The 22,754-nt window shown below is 43.5% G+C and carries 24 protein-coding genes and 1 riboswitch; of the genes, 7 read left to right on the top strand and 17 right to left on the bottom strand.

Annotated features, from left to right (window positions below; genetic code table 11):
* Positions 1 to 2 precede the first annotated feature (2 nt).
* The 9 genes from AAHT65_RS00810 to AAHT65_RS00850 all read right to left on the bottom strand — a co-directional run bounded on the left by AAHT65_RS00810 (position 3) and on the right by AAHT65_RS00850 (position 6,624).
* Entirely contained in the window at positions 3 to 1,007 is a 1,005-nt protein-coding gene (locus AAHT65_RS00810; protein WP_343310837.1) for a sensor histidine kinase, read from the bottom strand.
* Positions 1,000 to 1,695 carry a response regulator transcription factor gene (locus tag AAHT65_RS00815; protein WP_003324974.1) on the bottom strand — a complete coding sequence of 232 codons (696 nt, stop codon included), beginning with the start codon at positions 1,693 to 1,695 and terminating at the stop codon, positions 1,000 to 1,002. The genes AAHT65_RS00810 and AAHT65_RS00815 overlap by 8 nt, the downstream gene beginning before the upstream one ends.
* A 72-nt stretch (positions 1,696 to 1,767) precedes the next feature.
* Positions 1,768 to 3,081: an ABC transporter permease gene (locus AAHT65_RS00820; protein ID WP_088117796.1), complete on the bottom strand. Its 1,314-nt coding sequence runs from the start codon at positions 3,079 to 3,081 to the stop codon at positions 1,768 to 1,770.
* Entirely contained in the window at positions 3,071 to 3,766 is a 696-nt protein-coding gene (gene ytrE / locus AAHT65_RS00825; RefSeq protein WP_010789571.1) for an ABC transporter ATP-binding protein YtrE, read from the bottom strand. Before ytrE ends, AAHT65_RS00820 begins: the two co-directional genes overlap by 11 nt.
* Before the next feature lie 13 nt (positions 3,767 to 3,779).
* Positions 3,780 to 4,757 (bottom strand): ABC transporter permease, encoded by a 978-nt coding sequence (locus AAHT65_RS00830; RefSeq protein ID WP_106360366.1) that lies wholly within the window; start codon positions 4,755 to 4,757, stop codon positions 3,780 to 3,782.
* On the bottom strand, positions 4,751 to 5,629 hold the full coding sequence (locus tag AAHT65_RS00835; RefSeq protein WP_010789573.1) for an ABC transporter ATP-binding protein: 879 nt from the start codon (positions 5,627 to 5,629) through the stop codon (positions 4,751 to 4,753). The genes AAHT65_RS00830 and AAHT65_RS00835 overlap by 7 nt, the downstream gene beginning before the upstream one ends.
* Complete coding sequence (gene ytrA / locus AAHT65_RS00840) at positions 5,622 to 6,014, bottom strand: GntR family transcriptional regulator YtrA (RefSeq protein ID WP_010789574.1); 393 nt, start codon at positions 6,012 to 6,014, stop codon at positions 5,622 to 5,624. The genes AAHT65_RS00835 and ytrA overlap by 8 nt, the downstream gene beginning before the upstream one ends.
* A gap of 34 nt (positions 6,015 to 6,048) precedes the next feature.
* Positions 6,049 to 6,186 carry a hypothetical protein gene (locus AAHT65_RS00845; RefSeq protein ID WP_142395640.1) on the bottom strand — a complete coding sequence of 46 codons (138 nt, stop codon included), beginning with the start codon at positions 6,184 to 6,186 and terminating at the stop codon, positions 6,049 to 6,051.
* A 165-nt stretch (positions 6,187 to 6,351) separates the two neighbouring features.
* On the bottom strand, positions 6,352 to 6,624 hold the full coding sequence (locus tag AAHT65_RS00850) for a YtzC family protein (RefSeq protein WP_003324965.1): 273 nt from the start codon (positions 6,622 to 6,624) through the stop codon (positions 6,352 to 6,354).
* A gap of 160 nt (positions 6,625 to 6,784) precedes the next feature.
* Here AAHT65_RS00850 and AAHT65_RS00855 point away from each other — a divergent pair, with 160 nt between their 5' ends.
* Together AAHT65_RS00855 and AAHT65_RS00860 are read left to right on the top strand one after the other, a co-directional pair.
* Positions 6,785 to 7,753, top strand: a complete 969-nt coding sequence (locus AAHT65_RS00855; protein WP_010789576.1) for a TIGR01212 family radical SAM protein — start codon at positions 6,785 to 6,787, stop codon at positions 7,751 to 7,753.
* Positions 7,750 to 8,334 (top strand): tRNA (mnm(5)s(2)U34)-methyltransferase, encoded by a 585-nt coding sequence (locus AAHT65_RS00860; RefSeq protein ID WP_063637134.1) that lies wholly within the window; start codon positions 7,750 to 7,752, stop codon positions 8,332 to 8,334. Before AAHT65_RS00855 ends, AAHT65_RS00860 begins: the two co-directional genes overlap by 4 nt.
* 18 nt (positions 8,335 to 8,352) lie before the next feature.
* Here the strand turns inward: AAHT65_RS00860 and AAHT65_RS00865 are convergent, their stop codons facing one another.
* Both AAHT65_RS00865 and AAHT65_RS00870 read right to left on the bottom strand, forming a co-directional pair.
* Positions 8,353 to 9,432, bottom strand: a complete 1,080-nt coding sequence (locus tag AAHT65_RS00865; RefSeq protein WP_035175235.1) for a tetraprenyl-beta-curcumene synthase family protein — start codon at positions 9,430 to 9,432, stop codon at positions 8,353 to 8,355.
* Positions 9,433 to 9,453: 21 nt separating this feature from the next.
* A complete protein-coding gene (locus tag AAHT65_RS00870) occupies positions 9,454 to 10,233 on the bottom strand; it encodes an alpha/beta hydrolase (protein ID WP_106046908.1) in 780 nt (259 codons plus the stop codon).
* A 48-nt stretch (positions 10,234 to 10,281) separates the two neighbouring features.
* On the opposite strand from AAHT65_RS00870, the gene AAHT65_RS00875 reads away from it, so the two are divergent.
* Entirely contained in the window at positions 10,282 to 10,797 is a 516-nt protein-coding gene (locus AAHT65_RS00875; RefSeq protein WP_063637131.1) for a gamma carbonic anhydrase family protein, read from the top strand.
* Positions 10,798 to 11,211: 414 nt separating this feature from the next.
* Here the strand turns inward: AAHT65_RS00875 and alaP are convergent, their stop codons facing one another.
* The 3 genes from alaP to metK form a co-directional block, all read right to left on the bottom strand.
* Positions 11,212 to 12,618 carry an alanine permease AlaP gene (gene alaP, locus AAHT65_RS00880; RefSeq protein ID WP_003324956.1) on the bottom strand — a complete coding sequence of 469 codons (1,407 nt, stop codon included), beginning with the start codon at positions 12,616 to 12,618 and terminating at the stop codon, positions 11,212 to 11,214.
* Positions 12,619 to 12,898: 280 nt separating this feature from the next.
* Entirely contained in the window at positions 12,899 to 14,800 is a 1,902-nt protein-coding gene (gene asnB / locus AAHT65_RS00885; protein ID WP_003324955.1) for an asparagine synthase (glutamine-hydrolyzing), read from the bottom strand.
* Positions 14,801 to 14,945: 145 nt separating this feature from the next.
* A complete protein-coding gene (gene metK / locus AAHT65_RS00890; protein WP_010789582.1) occupies positions 14,946 to 16,148 on the bottom strand; it encodes a methionine adenosyltransferase in 1,203 nt (400 codons plus the stop codon).
* Between the two features lie 171 nt (positions 16,149 to 16,319).
* A riboswitch (SAM riboswitch) is annotated at positions 16,320 to 16,458 on the bottom strand.
* Positions 16,459 to 16,652: 194 nt separating this feature from the next.
* Here metK and pckA point away from each other — a divergent pair.
* Positions 16,653 to 18,236 (top strand): phosphoenolpyruvate carboxykinase (ATP), encoded by a 1,584-nt coding sequence (gene pckA / locus AAHT65_RS00895; RefSeq protein WP_343310838.1) that lies wholly within the window; start codon positions 16,653 to 16,655, stop codon positions 18,234 to 18,236.
* Positions 18,237 to 18,285: 49 nt separating this feature from the next.
* Here the strand turns inward: pckA and AAHT65_RS00900 are convergent, their stop codons facing one another.
* Both AAHT65_RS00900 and AAHT65_RS00905 read right to left on the bottom strand, forming a co-directional pair.
* Positions 18,286 to 18,528 (bottom strand): DUF2584 domain-containing protein, encoded by a 243-nt coding sequence (locus tag AAHT65_RS00900; RefSeq protein ID WP_003324952.1) that lies wholly within the window; start codon positions 18,526 to 18,528, stop codon positions 18,286 to 18,288.
* 55 nt (positions 18,529 to 18,583) lie between these two features.
* Positions 18,584 to 19,357, bottom strand: a complete 774-nt coding sequence (locus AAHT65_RS00905; protein WP_106270688.1) for an alpha/beta hydrolase family protein — start codon at positions 19,355 to 19,357, stop codon at positions 18,584 to 18,586.
* 170 nt (positions 19,358 to 19,527) lie between these two features.
* Between AAHT65_RS00905 and AAHT65_RS00910 the strand changes: the two genes are divergently transcribed.
* From AAHT65_RS00910 to AAHT65_RS00920, 3 genes are read left to right on the top strand one after another with little or no spacing between them, the layout of a single operon-like run.
* On the top strand, positions 19,528 to 20,532 hold the full coding sequence (locus tag AAHT65_RS00910; RefSeq protein WP_343310839.1) for an ABC transporter substrate-binding protein: 1,005 nt from the start codon (positions 19,528 to 19,530) through the stop codon (positions 20,530 to 20,532).
* 12 nt (positions 20,533 to 20,544) lie between these two features.
* The gene (locus tag AAHT65_RS00915; protein WP_343310841.1) at positions 20,545 to 21,327 is read left to right on the top strand and encodes an ABC transporter ATP-binding protein; all 783 of its coding nucleotides are present in this window, start codon (positions 20,545 to 20,547) and stop codon (positions 21,325 to 21,327) included.
* The gene (locus tag AAHT65_RS00920) at positions 21,302 to 22,123 is read left to right on the top strand and encodes an ABC transporter permease (RefSeq protein ID WP_343310842.1); all 822 of its coding nucleotides are present in this window, start codon (positions 21,302 to 21,304) and stop codon (positions 22,121 to 22,123) included. Before AAHT65_RS00915 ends, AAHT65_RS00920 begins: the two co-directional genes overlap by 26 nt.
* 31 nt (positions 22,124 to 22,154) lie before the next feature.
* Here the strand turns inward: AAHT65_RS00920 and ytkD are convergent, their stop codons facing one another.
* A complete protein-coding gene (gene ytkD / locus AAHT65_RS00925; protein WP_343310843.1) occupies positions 22,155 to 22,631 on the bottom strand; it encodes an RNA deprotection pyrophosphohydrolase in 477 nt (158 codons plus the stop codon).
* Positions 22,632 to 22,754 lie beyond the last annotated feature (123 nt).

Consider the following 22,754-nt stretch of genomic DNA (forward strand, 5'->3'; position numbering starts at 1 on the left):
TGTCACACGCTTATGATGTTTACGAATTCATTTCGTTTCGGGAAGGTTAATGTAAAGCTCGTGCCCAGATTTGGTGTTGAGTGTACATTCATATGAATCAATAAGGGCTTTGCCGCTTTCTTCGCCAAATACAGCCCCATGCCTGTGGAAGCATGATCGTGATGTTTCGTTGTCGATGTAAATCCTTTGTCAAAGATGCGGGATATATCTTTAGGGTCAATCCCCCGCCCAAAGTCTTTCACTTCCAAGTGCGTCCGATCATTCTGCTCATAACTTTTTATAACGATATCAGAGGCTTCGCTATATTTAATGGCATTGGTCAGAAGCTGTCTGATGATAAAGGCCAGCCATTTCGCATCACTGAGAACTTCCGCTGTCTCCAGCTGAATGTCAAAGCCGATCCCTTTTTGAATACACCATGATTGTAAGTCTCGGATCTCTTTGAAAATCAAGGACTTGAGCTGAATGGTCTCTAAGGACAGATCATTTTCGATAAATGATATGCGTTTTCGATGAAGCTGCTGATCGAGAAGCAGATGAATACGCAGCCATTCATACGATAACGAGGATTTGAATGATTGATCTTCCATTCTCTCAATAATTAAATGCATCGCAGTTAATGGGGTTTTGACTTCATGAATCCAAGCCATGAGTTCATCTTTTTCATTCTCTAACGTCAAGCGATTTTGTGACGCGGTTTGTTTCAATTGTTTCGTTTGGCCGGTGATGCTTCTCTCAATAATGGTTTCAAAAGGAGACTCAGGGTCATTGATGCTTGTCACATCAAGATTGTTTTCCCATTCTTCAAGACTTTTATAAAATTTCGTTTCTTTATGGCAGCGGACCATGACAAAGATTGTAAACATGATAAGTGATAAGTAGACAATATAAAGGACCGGTTTAAATGGAATGGCCGAATCAATATAAGCAATAAGCAGGATGATACACTGCTGAAATAAAAAAACAAGGATCCAGCTCCGCCTCTCGATCAGAAAGGTTTTAATCATATAGACTATCCTCTTCTTTCGCCATGTAACCTTGCCCGACCTTTGTCTCAATAAATTGCCCCAAGTCCAAAGTGTCCAGTTTTTTCCGCAACCGATTTAAGTTGACCGTTAATGTATTATCGCTCACAAAACGTTCATCATTCCACAAGCTTCTTATTAGCTCTTCCCGGCTTACAATCTTATTTTTTTGTTCGATCAGCCGCTTTAAAATGAACATTTCGTTCTTCGTCAGCTCAATAGAACCTGTTTCATTGCTGACTAGATTTTGTTCAGAATCTACGGTCGCCCCGCACCATGTTTTAAGGACAATGGGTTCTGAATTGTAATGATACACGCGCCGAAAAATAGCTTGTATTTTCGCAATCAGAACATCAAAATGAAACGGCTTTTGGATAAAGTCATCGGCCCCAAGCTGCATAGACATCACCATATCTGCAGGATGATCTCGCGAGGATAAAAAGAGAATGGGAACATTAGACCGGGAACGAATCATCCGGCACCAATGAAACCCGTCAAATTTGGGCAGCTGAATATCAATAATGACGCAATCAGGTTTTATCGCCGTAAATTCTTGAATCACTTGACTGAAATCCTGAATGCCGTACACATCATAAGACCACCCGGTTAAACGCTCTTTGATTTCATAAAACAGCGATTCATCATCTTCAATCAGCAAAAGTTTAAACAATGGATTCACCGCACTTTTCACTTTGATAGGTGTATAGAGAAAAGCCGGCTGATTCAGCCGGCTGTTTCATTATTATAATTCTCTTCTTAACGCCGTCAAGACATTTGTTTTTGTGGCTTTTCTGGCCGGGTTTAAGCCTGATATAACCGCAACCCCTGCGCTGATGACAGTCGCAATAATGACAAGGCTCAGCGGAATATAAGAGAACGTATAGTCCAATTCGCCCGCCGCGCCGGCTCCGGTTGATTCAAGGATGACCGGAACAGCCAGATTCACGATATAACTCACTCCGTAAGAAATAATAATTCCGATGACAGAACCTAAGATACCGATATATGCGCTTTCCATCAAAAACATTCTGCGGATAATAGACGGGTTTGCGCCGATTGCCTTCATGATCCCGATCTCTTGCGTCCGTTCTGTAACGGCCATTGTCATTGTATTAAAGATACCAATGGCAGAGATGATAACGGCTATGCATCCGACGAAGATCAGTCCGATTTTGAAGACCATAAAGAAGGTGTTTACGCCCTGCAGCTGTGTTGTGACCGACATGACGTTATAACCGGCATCAGTTAAATCATTTGTCAGCTGCTCTACATTATCAAATTTATCAGCATAAACGCTTACGCTTTTTTCAATACTTTCGCTATCTTTAGATAAATCAAGAAACTTAGAGAACTCCCCTTTAAACGCATCACTTACAAAAACAGATGAATCCGCCATCCAATCATTTTTCGGTTTCTTTGTAATGCCGACAACTTTAAAATCATATGTTTTCTCTGAAGTTTTGCCCGTTTTTTCATCAACTTTTGATACGTTCAGTTCGAGGGTTTGGTTGAGAATATCCTTGGTATACCCTTTAGGCTCTTTCAATTCTGCATTATTCCCATTGTTCTCGTTTATTTGTTTTTCAAAGTCTTTAGATTCTTTTTCAGTCCACAAATATTTCGCAAAATCATATCCAACCACAATCTCATTTTCTGATTTTGCGACACGACCTTTATCCAATTCCATATTTGATTTTAATTCATCATTCATATTAGTCAGCGTCAGGGACATATTTTCATTTGTTCTATTGTTTAATTTGGCTTTGACCGGTTCATGCACCTGTGTTCTTTCAACCACGGCTTTTGCGTGTTTAAATTTTTCTAAATCTGATTTTTTGACCGCTTTGCCGTCATCTTTGCCGTAAACAGTAATTTTCGTGACAATTTGCTGACTCATTGTCATATCGGTAATGGTCTTTTGAATCCCAAATCCGACAGACGATAATACAATTAAAAACGCACAGGCCATTGTCGTCGCAAGCACCGTCATGAAGACACGCAGCCTGTTTTTCTTCATATTTCTTCTGATAAAATTGACTTGATCCTTAAACCTCAACGGTAACTCCCCCTTTTAACACACCGTCATGCAGCTGGAATTTTGAATGGGCGATGGATGCAACCTCATCGTCATGGGTGATGATCACAAATGTAATCCCGCGCTCGCGGTTGAGCTGCTGAATAAATTCAAGCACTTCATGCTCTGTTTCTGAATCAAGGCTTCCCGTCGGCTCATCGGCTAATATGATCGACGGATTCAAAATTAACGCTCTCGCGATGCTGACACGCTGCTGCTGACCGCCCGACAGTTCATTCGGATAATGAGCGGCATGGTTTTCAAGGCCGACGCGCTTCAGCATGTCCTGTACTTTCTGCTTCCGCTCAGACGGCTTTACGCCTTTGAGCGCCAGCGGCATTTCCACATTTTCGTACGTCGTCAGGCTCCCAATAAGCTGAAAGCTCTGAAAGATAAAGCCAAAATGCTCAAGACGGAAATTAGCCCATTCCTTTTCGTTAAAGCCGGTTACATCTGTGCCGTCAATAACGATTCTTCCTTTAGTAGGCGAGATATACCCGGAAATGAGATTCAAGAGCGTCGATTTCCCTGATCCGCTCCGTCCGACGATACAGGCGATTTCTCCTTTGGACACCGTCAACGAAACGTCCTTTAAGACAGGGACCTCATTCTCTCTGCCTTTTTTTCCGATTTTAAATGAATGGTCGATATGCTGAACATCTATCATGTTTTTCTCTCCCTTACTGATGCTTTGTTTTTTTATAAATCGAAAAGTAGCTGATTAAAAATCCGACAACTGCGCCGATCATCATTCCGATGATGTAGCCAACAATAGATTGGCCGGCAGAATATCCGAAATAGCCGAACCCAAGAATTCCAAATGCAATCACGAGGATCTGAACGGGACGGTCAAACGCTTTCCACAAAAAGAAGCTTCCGTTTCGTTCGCTCGGATGTTTACTGAAACTGAAATATCCGATCAGATAAAAGATAATACTCATGGCTGCCGGAATAAGTAAGATATATTTGCTGTCTATGATCCAATCTGTTCCTCCATACACAATTGGGATAAAATAACCAAAAACTTCAAACGTGAGCACCTGATCCAATCTGTAAAGAATGGACCGACCAAAAATAATCTCAATATTAATAGCTGGTAAAGTTATGATTAAAAATGGTAAAATCGCGACAGTAAATGCCGTTAATAGCTGGGCAAAGACGTTTCCTGTTAAAGCGCCGGCAGCCATAACCAATGCATACGTCATAAAAGTAACAATCATCATTCCGACCACATAGTGGTGGAAAAACATTACAGAATCCGGTTTTAGCAAAAGGATAAGCAATTCAGAAAACAGATATCCAAGAAGCTGAGAAACCGTCAATACCGCGGCGCCCATAAAAAATTTCGCATTAAAAATCTGGCTTTTTTTATAAGGCAGGCTCAATGTAAAATCTAAAGTCCCTTTACTTCGTTCAATCCCGATCTGAGAGATCGCCAGCACAATGCCCGCCGCCCAGTTTATCTGCATCAGTCCGCCGGACGAATAATTGATAATATAAGTACAAGATTCGAGCATATTATCTTTAAGACAGCCTTGATAACTAAAATAATCACTCATAATCGAAAGTGGATTAATCAGCATCAAAAACGCAAAAATCACCAGCAGCACCACTTGATTTTGCTTCCACTCCTTAAACCACAGTCCGCGGTCTACCATCTGCGCTTCCCTCCAAACTTCGCTATGAATACTTCTTCTAAGTTGACAGGAAGTTCATGCCATACTTTCGGTTTCAGATCTTTTAAAAATTGCTTTTTCTTCTCATCTTTTTTCAGAATCAGAACGGTATAAAACACGCCCGCCTGGTCCAATAATGGAATGTTTTGTTCTCTGATGGCCAAATTGACGTCAGATTCGTATGCAATTTGAATTTTGATGTATTCTTCTTTCAATTCATCAAGATCCATGACATTTGTGAGCCTGTTATCTTCAAGAAAACCGATCCGATTGCACATTCTTTCAATGTCCTCAAGACGGTGGGATGTAATCAATATACTCGTATCGCGCTCCGCCACTTCATCAATCATCAGCTGAAGCACATCGTGCCGTGTGACTGCATCAATACCGTCTGTCGGCTCATCAAGCAGAATGAGTGCAGGCCGTGCTGCAAAAGAAAGAACAAGTGACATTTGTTTTTTCAACCCTGTCGAAAGATCGCGGTATTTTTTTGTTTCCGGAATTTCATATCTGTTCATCAGCTCATTGGCATACGTCACATCAAAGTTTGGATAGATTCTTCTTAAAATGTCAACAAGCTGCTTGTAAGTATATTTATCATAAAAAGGGTTCTGAACCGGCATATAAATCATGTTTTGCTTTACTTTCGGATGCTTTTTAATCTCCACATTATTGAATAAAATCTCACCCTGATCCGGAATGATGATTTGCTGGATTAAACGGAGCAAGGTTGTTTTTCCCGATCCGTTCCGTCCGAGGAGACCGAAGATTTCACCCTTCTCAATGGTCAGCGAGACATCTTTCAGCACTTCTTTTCCATCTATCGTTTTTGAAAGCTGCCGCAAATCAATCATTCCGTTTCCCTCCTTTTACATCAGCGCTGATTTCCTTTATCCATTCCTGGAGTTTCTCCAGCTCGACTCCCGCATAATGTGCATCGATGATGAGCTGCTTGAGTTGCTCTTTAATCATCGTCATCTTCCCTTCAACCAATGTCGTTTTTGCCTCTTCTGATATATAGGTTCCTCTGCCTCTCAGCGTTTCAATGATCCCTTCACGTTCAAGCTCCTTGTAGGCTTTGCTGACAGTGTTCGGATTGGCAATAATGATAGTCGCCAGTTCCCTGACAGAAGGAAGCTTATCTCCTGGGGCCATGATCCCTTTTAAACAAAGCTCTTTCATCTGCTGAATAATTTGCTCGTAAATCGGAGTTGAGCTTCTCGGATCGATTTGAATCATTTACTTCCCTTCTTTCTGTACGATCTGCAAACTCTTAAAAATAAAAATGGTCTTCTATACTTTTTTGCCATTCGAAACCGAGCATGACAAGAATAAGAAAAAAGGAACAGGCAATAACTGAAGCGGCTATCAGCATGGGCATGTTTCTCTTACGCGGCCTATTGTTTTTCATGTAGTCGTCTCCTTTCATCAGCGTATGTATATGATTTGGTTTCATTAGTGTTTGTTGTGTATTACATCAAGTAGTACACTTAATACAATAAACACACCGATAGAAAAAGTCAATGACTTTTTTGGCAAAAAAAATGGACCCTCTCAAAAAGGGTCCATTCATTCTTTACTCATCGTAAGAACGCTGCAAAATCATATTGTTTTGCAGTGATTGAAGCTGAAGCCTCATCCGGTACAGCTGCTCTCTTTGCTGGTCGTTTGATGACAAAGACAGCTTATTTAACTCATTCACCGCATTTTCCAGCTTCATTTGCGCTTCGCTGTATTCTTCCTCATTGTAATGCTCTTGTCTGGCGCTGATCTTAAATTGTTCAGAAGCAAATTCATATGCCTGTTCGCTTCGTTGGAGATGTTCATCTACAGATTGTCTTGTTGCCATAGAAACCCCTCCTGTTCTTAATGGAATTCATCCATCCCTGTTATTGTAGCCTCATCTCCCTTCCTTCAATAATGAAATTTATGGTCGATATTCATTTGTTCTTATTTAAAATGCGTGCTACAATTTTAGGATGCATTTGACGTAAGGAGGCTTTCCTGATTTGAATCAGAACAACCCTTTTCCCTATACAAACACGGAAAAACGGTATCATACATTGAATTATCATTTACGGGAGCATTTTGGCCATAAGGTATTTAAAGTTGCTTTGGATGGCGGCTTTGACTGTCCGAACAGGGACGGCACAGTCGCACACGGCGGCTGCACATTTTGCAGCGCGGCCGGCTCAGGTGACTTTGCAGGAAACCGCGCAGACGACTTAATCACTCAATTTAATGACATTAAAGAGCGCATGCATGAAAAATGGAAGGACGGCAAATATATCGCTTATTTCCAAGCCTTCACAAACACACATGCTCCGGTTGAAGTGCTTCGCGAGAAATTTGAATCAGTGCTCGCGCTTGACGGGGTGGTCGGCATTTCCATCGCAACACGCCCGGATTGCCTTCCTGATGATGTCGTTGAGTATTTGGCTGAACTGAACGAACGCACCTACCTGTGGGTGGAACTTGGGCTTCAGACGGTCCATGAGCGGACGGCCCTGCTGATTAACCGCGCGCACGATTTTAATTGCTACGCGGAAGGTGTTCATAAATTAAGAAAACACGGCATACGCATTTGCTCACATATTATTAACGGACTTCCGCTCGAGGACCGGGACATGATGATGGAAACGGCAAAGGCAGTCGCCGATTTGGACGTGCAGGGCATCAAAATCCATCTTTTACATCTGTTAAAAGGCACGCCAATGGTAAAGCAATATGAAAAAGGCAAACTGGAATTCCTCACGCAGGATGAGTATGTTCAGCTTGTATGCGATCAACTGGAAGTCATTCCCCCGGAAATGATTGTCCACCGCATTACCGGTGACGGACCGATTGAACTGATGGTCGGCCCGATGTGGAGCGTAAATAAGTGGGAAGTACTGGGCGCAATCAATAACGAGCTTATAAAACGCGGTAGCTATCAAGGAAAACTCTTTCAGAGGCTCGGGGAGGAAACGGCATTATGATGTTAAAGAAAATTCTCCCCTACAGCAAAGAACTGCTGCAAATGGCTGCGGATAAAGGAAGCATCGTGGTTGACGCGACAATGGGGAACGGACACGACACCCTTTTTTTAGCAAAACTTGTCGGCGAAAACGGACATGTCTACGCGTTTGACATTCAAGAATCTGCGCTGGCTGCCACAAGAGAGCGGCTGGGCGAGGAATACGGGCCCCGCGTCACATTGTTCCATAAAAGCCATGATAAAATCGCTGAATCCCTTCCTCCTGAAGCGGACGGCCGGGTAGCAGCAGCCATTTTCAACCTCGGGTATCTTCCCGGCGGCGACAAAAGCGTGACAACACACGGCGCATCAACGATCAAAGCCATCGAACAGCTTCTGGCTATGATGAAAGAAGACGGGCTGATTGTGCTTGTTGTCTATCACGGGCACCCTGAAGGCAAAGCGGAAAAAGAGGATGTGCTGGCTTACTGCCGAAACATTGATCAGCAAACAGCGCGAGTTTTATCATATGGATATTTAAACCAGCAAAATGATCCGCCATTTATTATCGCTATTGAAAAAAAAGCTCAAATCAGCAAGTGATTTGAGCTTTTTTCTATATTAAGAGCTTCTCATCCAAGGCATTTTTTGAAATTTACGGTAGGCTCTTCCATTGATGTAGAAGAAAAACGATGTTTTACCACTTGCTTTGATCAGCTTTTTCGCAAGCCTGCCCATTTCCTTTTGTCCCGCTACTTTATCATCGGACAAATAGACGCCAAGCAGCCCGCGGTTAATCAGACGATGAAAGCTCTCATGCGGAATGCCCCGCAAATGCTCGTCTGCTTTTTCAATAAAATGCTCCAGTCTTTTCATCATTTCTTCGTGAGACTCGTAATACGTGCAAAAATTCAAATCCCCACCAAGCAGATCCTCTTCCTGGTCAATTAAATAATCAAGCAGGATATGAAGCCCCTGTATGTACGGAAAATAGCTGCTGCGTATTTTTTTCGCGGTGTCTTCATTAAAATCCGGCTGAAACGAATACGCAACCAGACAGAAAATGCCTAACGTTGATCCGGCGCAAGCGGAGAATTCATACCACTCCATCTCAGGAAGATCCGCTTCAAATTGAGTAAACCAATTTTCAAGCCTCGGGACACGCTCATGTTCCACGACATGTTTATGCACTTGCAGATCGCAATAATAGCCGCAAAGCTCTAAAAGATAGGGTTTAATGATGTCGTAATGTTCAATTGAACCGAGGACACGCTGGCATGTTTTGACCAGATCATGCAAATATCCGCTGTCATCTTGCTCGTTCCTGAATTGATAATAATTTTGCAGCTCTGCCCCGACTGTTAAAGCGTCAAGCATGGAGGCATGCAGCATTCGAAAATCATCCGGATCAAGCGAGGTGCTTCGGTCGCACAAATTGTCCAAATAATCGCTGATTGTCTGGTATGCAATAATAAATTCCACGCATTTTTGCTTCTCATCACCCGATAATAAAGCCAAAATGCCGCCGCCTTCACAGTGAAATGTTTTATCCCTGATACTTGCCATGGCCTGTGCTTTTAATTCACTATTTCGGATCGATTCAGATTTCGCCTGCCATATTTTCATTTCTTGATGTACGAGCGGAAAAATATCTCGATATACTTTTGTCATAAGGCCAAAAGGATGTTCCGGTACTGTCAACACATGCACCCCCAAATGTTTTCAAATATACTGATCGGTAAATGCTCTTGCTGCTTTGAAAACAGCTTCTCTTTCTGGTTCATTGAATATTTCATGATAGAGGCCTTCCCATTCCCTGTATGACTTATTGTGGGACGCTACTCCTGAAAACCATTTAATTACCTTACTTTTGTCCACAAGCCTGTCGTCTCCTGCCTGCATGACGAGAAGCGGCACCTTCAGGAAAGCATCAGTCGGCACCATGGCGGACTCAAACGTTTTTAACAGCTCCCTGTACCATCTGACAGACACTTTTGTAACATATAAAGAATCATTTTGATCAGCCTCTATTACGGACTGATTACGTGTGGCCATATCAAGCGACAAACCTGATTCCACCTTAAACGAAGGCGCGATGACATTCAGCCCTCTCGATGCGATATCAAGCACTTTGTTTACTTTAATTTGCAGACCGAGACAGGGTGATGATAAAATAAGTGCCGTAATGCGGGGATTTCTCTGCTGTTTAAACCATTCAATCGAAATTAACCCGCCCATACTGTGACCGAGAAGGAAAACAGGCAATTCAAAGGTTCTGGCTGTATCTATCCATTTATCTACTTCATCAATGTATTCTTGAAATGAGCGAATATGACCTCTCGCCCGGGTGGTTGTTCCCTGCCCCGGCAAATCGCCCATCACAACGTTATAGCCTGAAGATCTCCACATTTCTATTAACCATTTATATCGTCCGTGGTATTCGCTTGCCCCGTGGATGATAACAATTGAACCCACAGGTCTGTCTGCTTTCCAGGTCCACATGCAGTTCACCTCTTACGAAATTTAAATAGAGAAAGAAGGATGAGATTCATGATCTACCCTTATATGCAATATAAGCCGGATATTCACCCTACTGCTTTTATTGCGGATAACGCGACAATCACCGGTGACGTTGTAATCGGAGAACAATCTGGCATATGGTTCTCTGCGGTCATTCGGGGAGACGTGGCGCCGACTCGGATCGGAAAACGCGTGAATATCCAAGACTTAAGCTGCCTTCACCAAAGCCCGAACCGCCCGCTGCTTATAGAAGATGACGCCACAATCGGCCATCAGGTTACATTACACAGCGCAATTATCAGAAAGAATGCCTTAATCGGCATGGGTTCCATTATTCTTGACGGTGCTGAAATCGGTGAAGGCGCATTTATCGGAGCGGGCAGCCTCGTCCCGCCGGGCAAAACCATTCCGCCGGGCCATCTCGCATTCGGACGCCCAGCTAAAGTCATTCGCCCTTTAACAGACGAAGACAGAGAAGACATGGAAAGAATCCGGTCAGAATATGTAGCCAAAGGCCAGTACTATAAAAACCTTCAGCAAAAATGACTTTGTTTTACTTTAACATTTTTCGAAACATTATATAAGTAAAAACCATTGAAACCCCAAACCCGAGCTGACTTTTGGGGTTTTTAAGTAAATCCTAAACAATCTCTTACATCAGTCATTAAGGCTATCATTGCATAAGGTTGTGTTCAGTATCCCAGCCTGAGGGGAGCCGCTTACCTGTTTGCTTCAGAACTTTTCGTTCCCTCAGGCTATTTTTCGCTCAATATCCCTTGCACCTTATTCTTTCCTGTTCTCTGATTTCTATTAATTCATCCACAGGTGCGCCTCACCATTTTTTACAGATGATTTTAACGTCCATATAAAAAAGGCTTTCGACGAATCGAAAACCTTTTAAGCATAAACATACTGCGGCTATTCACTGATTTATGCATTCATTGCGATTAAACGCTTCCATTATTGACTGATCTGCTGTTCTCCCGACGACGTTTTCACAGCGTTCTTTTTATGAAACCCTTTTTTGAAATACACTGCAACCAAAATCAAAAACCAGATCGGACCGATAATAACGGCAACTCTGGTGTCCGGGTTATAAGCCATAAGAATAATGACGAACGCCAAAAAAGCTAATGACACATATGAAGTGAACGGATATAACGGCATCTTGTACTTTAAGCGTTTTTGTTCACTCGGCTGTAAATTTTTACGATACTTAAGCTGAGACAGCAAAATGATTCCCCATGTCCAAATCGCTCCGAATGTGGCTATGCTCGTGACCCATGTAAATACCTTTGCGGGCACTACGTAATTTAACACAACGCCGATTAATAACGCACCTGCGGAAGCCAAAACGGCCTTACCCGGAACCCCGCCTTTTGTCAAAGTTCCATAAGCTTTCGGCGCTTCATTTTGTTCAGCCAGGTTAAAGAGCATGCGCCCCGTGCTGAAAATCCCGCTGTTGCAAGAAGACAGCGCTGCCGTCAAAACAACAAAGTTAATGATGCCCGCGGCCGAAGGAATGCCGACTTTTTCAAAAGTAAGAACAAACGGGCTTCCTTGTGAACCGATTTCCTGCCAAGGGTAAATAGACATAATGACAAATAATGCACCAACATAAAAAATAAGAATCCGCCAAAATACTGTATCAATCGCTTTTGCTAACGATTTTTCCGGATTTTTCACCTCTCCGGCAGTCACACCAATCATTTCAATTCCTAAGTAAGCGAACATCACCATTTGGAGTGACAGCAAAACCCCTTTTATGCCGTTTGGGAAAAATCCGCCATTGTTCCACAGATTGCTGATGCCTGTCGCGACTCCTCCGTTCCCGACTCCGGCGATAATCATTAATAAACCAACAACAATCATCGATAAGATTGCTACAATTTTAATAAGAGCAAACCAAAATTCCAGCTCTCCATATGCTTTTACGGCTAGGAAGTTGACAGCCGTCATTATCATCAGCGCTGCCAATGCCCATATCCAGCTTGGAACATCCGGATACCAATATTTCATATAGATGCCGACTGCTGTAATCTCAGCCATACACGTTACCACCCATAAAAACCAATAATTCCAGCCGGTCAAATATCCCGCGAGAGGGCCCAAATAGTCACGTGCGTATCTGCTGAAAGAACCTGCCACCGGCTTTTGAATCGCCATTTCGCCAAGTGCCCTCATAATAAAAAACATAACAAGACCGCTGCAAGCATAAGCTACCAGAATTCCGGGTCCGGCTAACTTAATAGCAGAAGCAGAGCCAAGGAATAAACCTACCCCAATCGCTGCCCCTAATGACATCAAAGATATATGTCTTTGTTCTAATCCCCGATGCAATTGTTTTTCTTGCGCCTTTCTTTGCATAACCCTCTCCCCTAACACTATTCGATTTTAATCTAGTAACGCTTCTTTTGCTGCGTATCATAGTGGGATTCATCCGGCCTTTTCCTCCGAAAACAGTCAAAAATGGCTAGACCTATCTAATCTATTAGTCATTCAATTAACTCTATTATAAACGTTTTGTGAATATTTTTTAACACTTTATGTAAAGCATAGCGGAATACAAGGACTAAGAGGAAGTCGGATGGATGCAGAGTGCAGCAGGTATAACAAAAAGGCTTCCGACGAATCGGAAGCCTTTTAATTATACAAAAATAACTTCTTTGGGCTGATGGTTCAGTTCTTCAGGCACTAATCGTTTTTCAACATTAATGCTGTGCCAGATCATGAAGATCAGCACTGTCCAGATTTTACGGCTGTTATCCGCTTTATCCGCACAATGGTCTTCAAGAAGCTGAAGGACATAATCCTTTTTAATATAAGCGTCTGTTTCACTTTCCCGAATAATATTTCGGATCCACTCATTCATTTCATTTTTCAGCCAATGGCGGATCGGCACTGGGAAACCGAGCTTTTTGCGGTTCAGCACGTGATCAGGAACAACGCCCTCTGCCGCTTTGCGAAGCAGATATTTCGTTGTGCCGTTTTTCGTTTTTAATTCATCCGGAATTTTTGAGGCCACATCGAATACGACCTTGTCCAAGAACGGTACACGCAGTTCTAATGAATTGGCCATTGTCATTTTATCCGCTTTTAACAGAATATCGCCGCGCATCCATGTATGAATGTCTACATACTGCATCTTGTTAATGTCACTGTATGAGCTGCTTTCTGTAAAGTACGGCTTCGTCACATCGCGGTAAGAAAGCTGCGGATTATAATGTTTGAGAAGCTGTTTTTTCACAGGTTCTTCAAAGATTTTCGCGTTTCCGATATAGCGGTCCTGAAGCGGCGTACATCCTCTGATCAGCAGGCTTTTGCCTCGCATTCCTTCGGGCATGACAGAAGCTACATACAAAAGCATCTTTTTCAGACCGGACGGGATGCGTTCAAACGGTTTAAGAGAAAGCGGTTCGCGGTAAATATTGTATCCGCCGAACAGTTCGTCAGCCCCTTCGCCCGATAACGCGACTGTTACTTGTTTTTTCGCTTCTTTTGCGACGAAATACAATGGAATCGCAGCCGGATCAGCAAGCGGATCATCAAAATGCCAGACAATTTTCGGCAGTTCGTTCATATATTCTTCCGGAGAAATAACGGTGCTGAAGTTTTCTATGCCAAGTGCAGCTGCCGTTTCCTTCGCAACATCAACCTCACTGAACCCCTGCTGTTCAAATCCGACAGAAAATGTTTTCAAGTTCGGATGAAATTCTTTAGCAACGGATACAATAAAGGAAGAATCAATCCCTCCTGAAAGGAAAGAACCGACTGGCACGTCACTTCTCATATGAACCTTAACAGAATCAAAAATCGCGTCTCTTACTTCCTTGACAAGCTTATCTTCATCTGAAGATTGAACAGGCTTGAAATGCGCTTTGAAATACGTTTTAAAGGTGATATCGCCTTCCGGGCGAATCGTAAACTGCTGTCCAGGCTCTACCTTTTTCACATTCACGTCCAGCGTGCCAGGTTCAGGAACAAATTGGAACGACATGTACTGCTGAAGTGCCTCAGTATCCAGTTGAATATGGCTTTCAGCAGCCATTAAGCTTTTTCTCTCTGAGGCAAAATAAACCTGATCATTGATCGTTGTGTAATATAACGGCTTAATGCCAAATGGGTCTCTTGCGCCGTACAAGACATGATCATTTTTATTCCAAATCAGAAAAGAAAACATTCCGCGTAATTTTGAAGCGGCTTCTTCTTTATAATGACGGTATGTCGCAAGAAGGACCTCTGTGTCTGAATCTGTGTTGAATTGGTATCCTTTTGATTCAAGCTCTTCTCTCAGTTCAATATAGTTATAGATTTCTCCGTTAAAGATAATCCAATATGTTTCATCTTCATATGATAAAGGCTGCCCGCCGTTTTCTACATCAATAATGCTGAGCCGTCTGAATCCGAATCCGACATGCTCATCATGGTAATACCCATCACTATCAGGACCGCGGTGAACGATCATCTGATTCATCTGTTTGATAAGTTCTTCTTGATCTGCGGTTTGAGTTAATGGATGCTTGTTAAAAACTCCAACAAATCCACACATATTATTGCCTCCATATTATTATTTTCATGATGAAATCCCTCTTTATAGACGCACCGGATATTAAATCGTTTCACTGTTATGTAAAAAAATAAACCTGGGCCTAATGAAAAAAGGGAAAGCCGCTTATAAGTAAGCGGCTATATAATTATTCTGCTAAAGCCTCTTTGCGAAGCTGGTCAGCCTTATCTGTACGCTCCCACGGAAGGTCAACATCATGACGTCCGAAGTGACCGTAAGCAGCCGTTTGTTTATAGATCGGACGGCGCAGATCAAGCATTTTGATAATGCCGGCCGGGCGCAGATCAAAGTTATTGCGTACAACTTCAATCAGCTTTTCTTCAGAAGCTTTTCCTGAATCAAAAGTATTAATGGATATGGAAACCGGCTGCGCAACACCGATAGCGTAAGCAAGCTGCACTTCGCAAGAATCCGCAAGACCCGCTGCCACAATGTTTTTCGCTACATATCTAGCTGCGTATGCCGCTGAACGGTCTACCTTCGTTGCGTCCTTACCTGAGAACGCGCCGCCGCCGTGGCGTGCATAGCCGCCGTACGTGTCAACGATGATTTTACGTCCTGTAAGACCGGCATCTCCTTGAGGTCCGCCGATTACAAAACGTCCTGTCGGGTTAATGAAGTATTTTGTTTCTTCATCAATTAATTCCTCAGGAACGACAGGATTAATGACGTGCTCCTTAAGATTGCGCTGAATTTGCTCAAGCGAAATTTCAGGGTGATGCTGTGTTGAAATAACAATCGCGTCAATACGGACCGGCTTATTGTTCTCATCATATTCCACAGTTACTTGAGTTTTTCCGTCCGGACGAAGGTAAGGAAGAATATCTTCTTTGCGTACTTCGCTCAAGCGGCGCGCTAATTTATGCGCCAATGAAATCGGAAGCGGCATAAGCTCTTTAGTCTCGTTGCACGCATAACCGAACATTAAGCCTTGGTCTCCTGCACCGATCGCTTCGATTTCAGCATCGCTCATTGTGCCTTCACGGGCTTCAAGCGCCTGATCCACACCCATCGCGATGTCGGCGGACTGCTCGTCAATAGACGTTAAAACAGCGCATGTTTCAGCGTCAAATCCGTATTTCGCGCGCGTATAACCAATTTCTTTGATCGTTTCACGCACCGTTTTTGGGATATCAACATACGTGGATGTTGTGATTTCTCCGCTGACAAGCACTAAACCTGTTGTAACGGACGTTTCACAAGCAACACGCGCATTAGGGTCATGTTTTAAAATTTCATCTAAAATGCTGTCCGAAATCTGGTCACAGATTTTATCCGGATGCCCCTCCGTAACAGATTCTGATGTAAATAAACGACGATTTTTACTCATGATTTGCTTCCTCCTGGCAAAAGACCTCCCGATAGGCCTTTTATATATGATACGGAACTCGCTCCCTCTTATACAATGTCATACTTTATATTAGAGAATGTTAATTGGCATATTTATGAAATAAAAAAACCTTTTCCACTTGAGGAAAGGGTTGGTTGTGTGTGCCTTTCACTCTTATCGCTCAAGGAATAAATAACCTTGCAACAGGTTAGCACCTTGGTTGTCCCACATGTGTTTCCACATGCTTTTTAAAGAGAAACCGGTTGCTGGGCTTCATTGGGCCTGTCCCTCCGCCAGCTCGGGATAAGAGTATCCGCTCAATAAAATATCTTATCTTATAAGTGTTTATGGTGTCAACAAGAAACAGGAATTAGCAGACTTTATTTCAAAAGTGCGTTTCAAAAACACACACAAAAAAACATCAAATAGTATAGACTATTGGTATTAATGTGTTATACTATTTTACAAATGGCAAGACACAATAAAAGATAAAGGAAGGTTTCTATGAACTCAGTTGATTTAACCGCCGATTTGCAGCTCTTATTAACAAGTCCGAACGTGCAGCATAATTTATCCGTTCCGCAGCTCACCGAAAAAGTAATTGCCCGAAATGAAGGCACATTAACATCGACAGGCGCCGTGAGGGCCACAACCGGCGCTTATACCGGGCGTTCTCCTAAGGATAAATTCATCGTACAGGAACAAAGCACGAAGGATAAGATTGATTGGGGTTCTGTGAACCAGCCGATATCAGAAGAAGCATTTGACCGGCTGTACACAAAGGTCGTCAACTACCTGAAAGAAAGAGATGAATTGTTCGTCTTCGAAGGTTTTGCAGGCGCAGATGAAAAATACAGGCTGCCGATCACTGTCGTAAATGAATTTGCATGGCACAATTTATTTGCCAGACAGCTTTTTATCAGACCGGAAACAAATGATAAAAAAACCGCTGAACAGCCGTTCACCATTCTTTCCGCGCCTCATTTTAAAGCAGACCCGGAAACGGACGGCACACATTCTGAAACATTTATCATCGTTTCATTTGAAAAACGAACCATTCTAATCGGCGGGACAGAATATGCCGGTGAAATGAAAAAATCCATTTTCTCAATTATGAATTACCTTCTGCCTGAACGGAATATATTGCCGATGCATTGTTCAGCCAACGTGGGCCGGGAAGGAGACGTCGCTCTTTTCTTCGGTCTGTCAGGCACCGGAAAAACAACATTATCCGCAAGTTCAGACCGCAAGCTGATCGGCGATGATGAGCACGGCTGGTCCCATACGGGCGTCTTTAATATAGAAGGCGGCTGCTACGCCAAGTGTATTCATTTAAGCGAGGAGAAGGAACCCCAGATTTTCAACGCGATTCGTTTCGGATCAGTGCTTGAAAATGTCGTCATAGATGATCAGACGCGTGAGGCAAACTACGATGATTCTTTTTATACGGAAAACACTCGTGCCGCTTACCCGATTGATATGATTGACAACATCGTGTCACCAAGCATTGCCGGTCACCCGTCTGCCATTGTTTTTCTGACGGCCGACGCATTCGGCGTACTCCCGCCAATCAGCAAACTGACAAAGGAACAGGCGATGTACCATTTCTTAAGCGGCTATACAAGTAAGCTGGCCGGAACCGAACGGGGCGTCACTTCACCAGAGACCACGTTCTCCACATGCTTTGGCTCACCGTTCTTGCCGCTGCCTGCCCATGTATACGCTGAAATGCTTGGGAAGAAGATTGATGAACACGGCGTGCAGGTTTACCTTGTCAACACAGGCTGGACTGGCGGAGGTTACGGCGTCGGAGAACGCATGAAGCTTTCTTACACACGTGCAATGGTCAGAGCCGCAATTGAAGGCGAATTGGAGAATGCAGAGATGAAGACGGATACTGTCTTTGGTCTTCATAGTCCGGTTCATGTGCCAGGCGTTCCTGATGACGTCCTTCAGCCGGAAAAAACATGGAAAAACAAAGAAGAGTACAGAGAAAAAGCAGTTTACCTGGCTAATGAATTCAAAGAAAACTTCAAGAAATTCTCACATACAGGCGCGATTGCAGAAGCTGGCGGTCCGCTCCTTTAAAGATTGCTTTTCAAAAGGCCAAGAGCTTGTTTCGCTCTTGACCTTTTCTTTAATTTGTGGAATGCAGAGAAGTCAGTTTGTATGTAATGCCTGTCCGGCCGTTTGACCACTCAAGCTTTTGCACTTCAGCCGTTCCCGACTTCTCGCCAAACTTGGTCTTCCGTACATCCATCGGAATATCGAGAGGATAAATGCGGTACCCCTCTTTCTCAAGCCGGAATATATTCTCCTCTATCCGTTCTTCTTTACCCTTCGTTACAATCATTGTATTAAATTCAACAGGCATTCCCAAATTGAAAACCCCTTTCGTTCTCTTTTTCTCTTCCATCATATCATAATCCGTCCGCTCACTGGTTCTTCATCCATTGTGTGAGCTCCCGTACGATACGTCTGTTTTGCTGCGGGGGAAAATAGTGCGTAAACCCGCTGAAGTACCATGTTTCCACCGGCTTATGCAGCTGTTTTAATTTGTCCTCCAATAAGTAGGAATGCTGAATGGACACGTTTTGATCTTTTTCCCCATGGATCAAAAGCACTGGCGCCTGAATGCGGTTTGTTTTATCAAACGGCGACCTCCGTTCATATTCCTCCGGCACTTTTTTCGGCGTGCCCCCGATTACCCGCTTCATCATTCTGCGCAGATCTTTCCGCTCCTCATAGGTCAGGAACATATCACTGACGCCTCCCCATGACACAAAAGAAGCGGCACTTTTCCCCATTTCAATCGCAGTCAGTATACCCATGATCCCCCCGCGTGAAAATCCGAAAATATGGACTCTGCCCGCCTTTACTTTCGGATGTTCTTGAAGCAGACGAAAAGCAGAAAAGGCATCCTCCCTGTCCTCTCCGGCAAAATCCTCGTTGCCCTCTCCGCCCTGGTTCCCTCTGTAAAAAGGCGCAAAAACCACAAATCCCTGAGAAGCAAACTGGATGATCCGCCCCGGCCTGACCATTCCGACATTTTTGATCCCGCCCCGCAAATATAAAAAGCCGTCATACATCCCGGGCGCCGCAGGTTCCGCCAGCAATCCCTTCACTTTTAACCCGTCTGAAAGATAGCTGACTGTATATAAACGCACATGCTGATTAGGAGACGGGAACCTTTTTTTCTCAACTAGCAAATCTGCTGCCTCCTTCATCATTTTTTCTTTATTCTTTCCAGTGCTTTAAAAATAAATGATCTTTTACCTATGAGAGTGCACTGGGCATTCACACATTTTTATACCCATCATACGATATGTAAAGCGAAAAAGTATATTGATATGATGCTCGAATAAGGAGGTTAACCCCGGTGAACAAATGGATCCAAACAGGCTGTGCCATTGTGTGCAGCGCTTTTCTCATCTTTGCCCTGTCAGCCTGCAAGCAAGAGGCAAAACTGACGAAGGTCAAAGTGGCTGAAGTCACCCATTCGATTTTTTATGCACCTTTGTATGTTGCAGTTTCAAAAGGTTTTTTTAAAGAAGAAGGACTGGATATCGAGGTAAACACAACCTGGGGCGGCGATAAAACGATGACGTCACTTCTTTCCAACGGGTCTGATATTGCGCTTGTCGGGTCTGAAACATCCATTTATGTGGAATCTCAAGGAGCCAAAGACCCGGTTATTAATTTTGCCCAGCTCACTCAGACTGACGGCACCTTTCTCGTAGCGAGAGAAGATATTGAAAACTTTGACTGGGATATGGTTAAAGGAAAGACCTTCCTCGGACAGCGAAAAGGCGGAATGCCTCAGATGGCGGGCGAATTTGTACTCAATAAACACAATATTGATCCGCAGAAAGACGTTGACCTCATTCAGAACATTGACTTTGCGAATATCGCAAATGCATTCGCCTCCGGAACGGGTGATTATGTCCAATTATTTGAACCGACCGCTTCCCTTTTTGAAAAAGAAGGCATCGGACATATCGTCGCTTCATTCGGTGAAGAATCAGGCAGGGTCCCTTATACAACGTTTATGGCAAAAAAAAGCTACCTGACCGAACATGAAGAAACAGCGGAAAAATTCACCCGCGCCGTGTATAAAGCGCAGCAGTGGGTGGAAAAGCATTCGTCAAAGGAAATCGCAGAAGCCATTCAAAGCGAATTTGACGATACAGAGCCGGAGATCATCGAAGCGTCTATTGATCGCTATAAAAAGCAGAACTCATTTTCAACAGACCCTCTCCTTAATGAAAAGGAATGGGAGCAGCTCCAAATGATTATGGATCAAGCCGAAGAACTGCCGAAGCATATTCCATACAGCCAGCTTGTAGATACAAAAATTGCGAAAAAAGTCACCTCAGAAAAATAGGAGGCGCCATTCATGTCTTTCTTACATGTTGACCATGTGACTCATACTTATTTCTCTTTAAAGGAAAAAACCACAGCGGTAAAGGATATTCATTTTGATGCCGAGAAGGGTGATTTCATCTCATTTCTCGGACCGAGCGGCTGCGGAAAAACGACCCTGCTTTCCATTATTGCCGGTATCATATCACCGTCGGAAGGCCAGGTTCTGATAGAAGGCCAAGAACCTAACCAAAAAGAACACAACATCGGCTACATGCTGCAGCAAGATTATTTATTTCCTTGGAAATCAATTGAAGATAATGTGCTCCTCGGATTAAAAATCGCGAAAACACTGACTGACGAAAAAAGGGCGGAAGCACTCAGTCTTCTGCCAGAACTCGGACTGTATGACGTTGAAAAGAAATATCCAAAAGAACTGTCAGGCGGTATGCGCCAGCGCGCGGCGTTAGCCAGAACGCTTGCTCCGAATCCCAGTCTGCTGCTCCTCGATGAACCATTTTCTGCACTTGATTTTCAAACGAAGCTGAGCTTGGAAAACCTTGTATTCCGCACGTTGAAGGAGTATCAAAAAACAGCGATTCTCGTCACTCATGACATCGGTGAAGCCATCGCGATGAGCGATACCATCTTTCTCTTTTCTAATCAGCCCGGAACTATTCATCAAATTTTCACCGTTCCTAAAGAACTGGCAGCAATGCCCCCATTTGACGCGAGGCAGGACCCTTCCTTCCAACCGCTGTTTCAGACCATATGGAAGGAGCTGAATTCCCTTGAAAAGCAGCAAAGAGAGTATTGAAGTGCTCCATCAGCAATTTCAGAAAAAACATAAAAGAGAGAAATGGAAGGTGCATACCTTTCAATTAGCCATCTTTCTCGTCTTTTTTTCATCTTGGGAGATTTCCAGCAAAGCAGGATGGATTGATCCATTGATCTTCAGCTCTCCGTCTGCGGTGTGGAGCTTGTTTATAGAAAAAATAGCGGATGGCTCTTTAGGAGAACATATCGGAGTCACCTTATTTGAAACCGTACTCGGCTTTTTGCTTGGTACGTTTCTCGGCACATGTCTCGCTGCATTATTGTGGTGGTCGAATAAATTGGCGCGGATTTTTGACCCCTATCTTGTCGTTTTAAATGCGATGCCAAAAGTAGCGCTTGGCCCGATCCTCATCGTTGCCCTCGGTCCCAGCTTTATCAGCATCATTGCGATGGGAGCAGTGATCAGTGTCATTATAACTGCCATTGTGGTCTACACAGCTTTTCAGGAAGTAGACGAAAACTATTTGAAAGTGATGAATACATTTGGCGCCAAAAAACGTGTCATTTTTAAAGAAGTGATCCTGCCGGCATCATCTCCTGCTATTATCTCAACACTGAAGGTGAATGTCGGTTTATCATGGGTTGGTGTCATCGTCGGGGAGTTCCTTGTTTCAGCTAAAGGGTTGGGCTATATGATTATTTATGGATTTCAGGTGTTCAACTTCACGCTTGTATTCTTAAGCCTGTTCATCATCGCGATATTCGCGACGCTTATGTACCAAGGGGTAGAGCTGTTAGAAAAGAAATGGACGAAGGGACGAAGCGATCACCGCTAAAAAAGACCCGGCCTGCGGCGCCGGGTCTTTTTCAATCAATGAATCCGTCTTCCCGCAGCTTTTTGAGACTGATCGGAAGCACTGAATCCTTCATAATGAAACTAAATTTTTTATTTCGCGGAAGATGTTCCGGAAGCTCACTGAACAAAACCGGACCTTTCGTTTCAAAATAGCTGGTTTGTTTTTCAAGCTTTTCAATGTCCGCAAAATAGATGTTTTTCACGATAACTTTTTCTTTCCCAAGCACTTTATACTGCCCTACATAGTGAAGTTTTTTCACTGATGCTCCGGTTTCCTCTTTCACTTCACGAACCGCCGCCTCTTCCACGCGCTCCATAGGTTCTACTTTTCCGCCCGGAAACTCATATCCCCGGTCTTCATGCTCTGTCAATAACCATCGGCCACCGTAACGGCAGATGACCCAGACATGCTTCGGGCTGTCTGAAAAAGGCTGATCCTCAAATGAAAGCTGAACAGTATTTTGATAATAGTCTTTAAACTCGTACATATTTATCCCTCTAATCCGCACCGTGCTATCTTCCCTACATCATACCATAGTTACGTTTCTTCGGAAGCTTTTTATCAAAAAATCAGCCGGTTAAGCGTGTTGCAGGGAATCTTGTCTCAGTTT

This window comes from Bacillus atrophaeus (assembly GCF_039519175.1).
Taxonomy (GTDB): domain Bacteria; phylum Bacillota; class Bacilli; order Bacillales; family Bacillaceae; genus Bacillus; species Bacillus atrophaeus.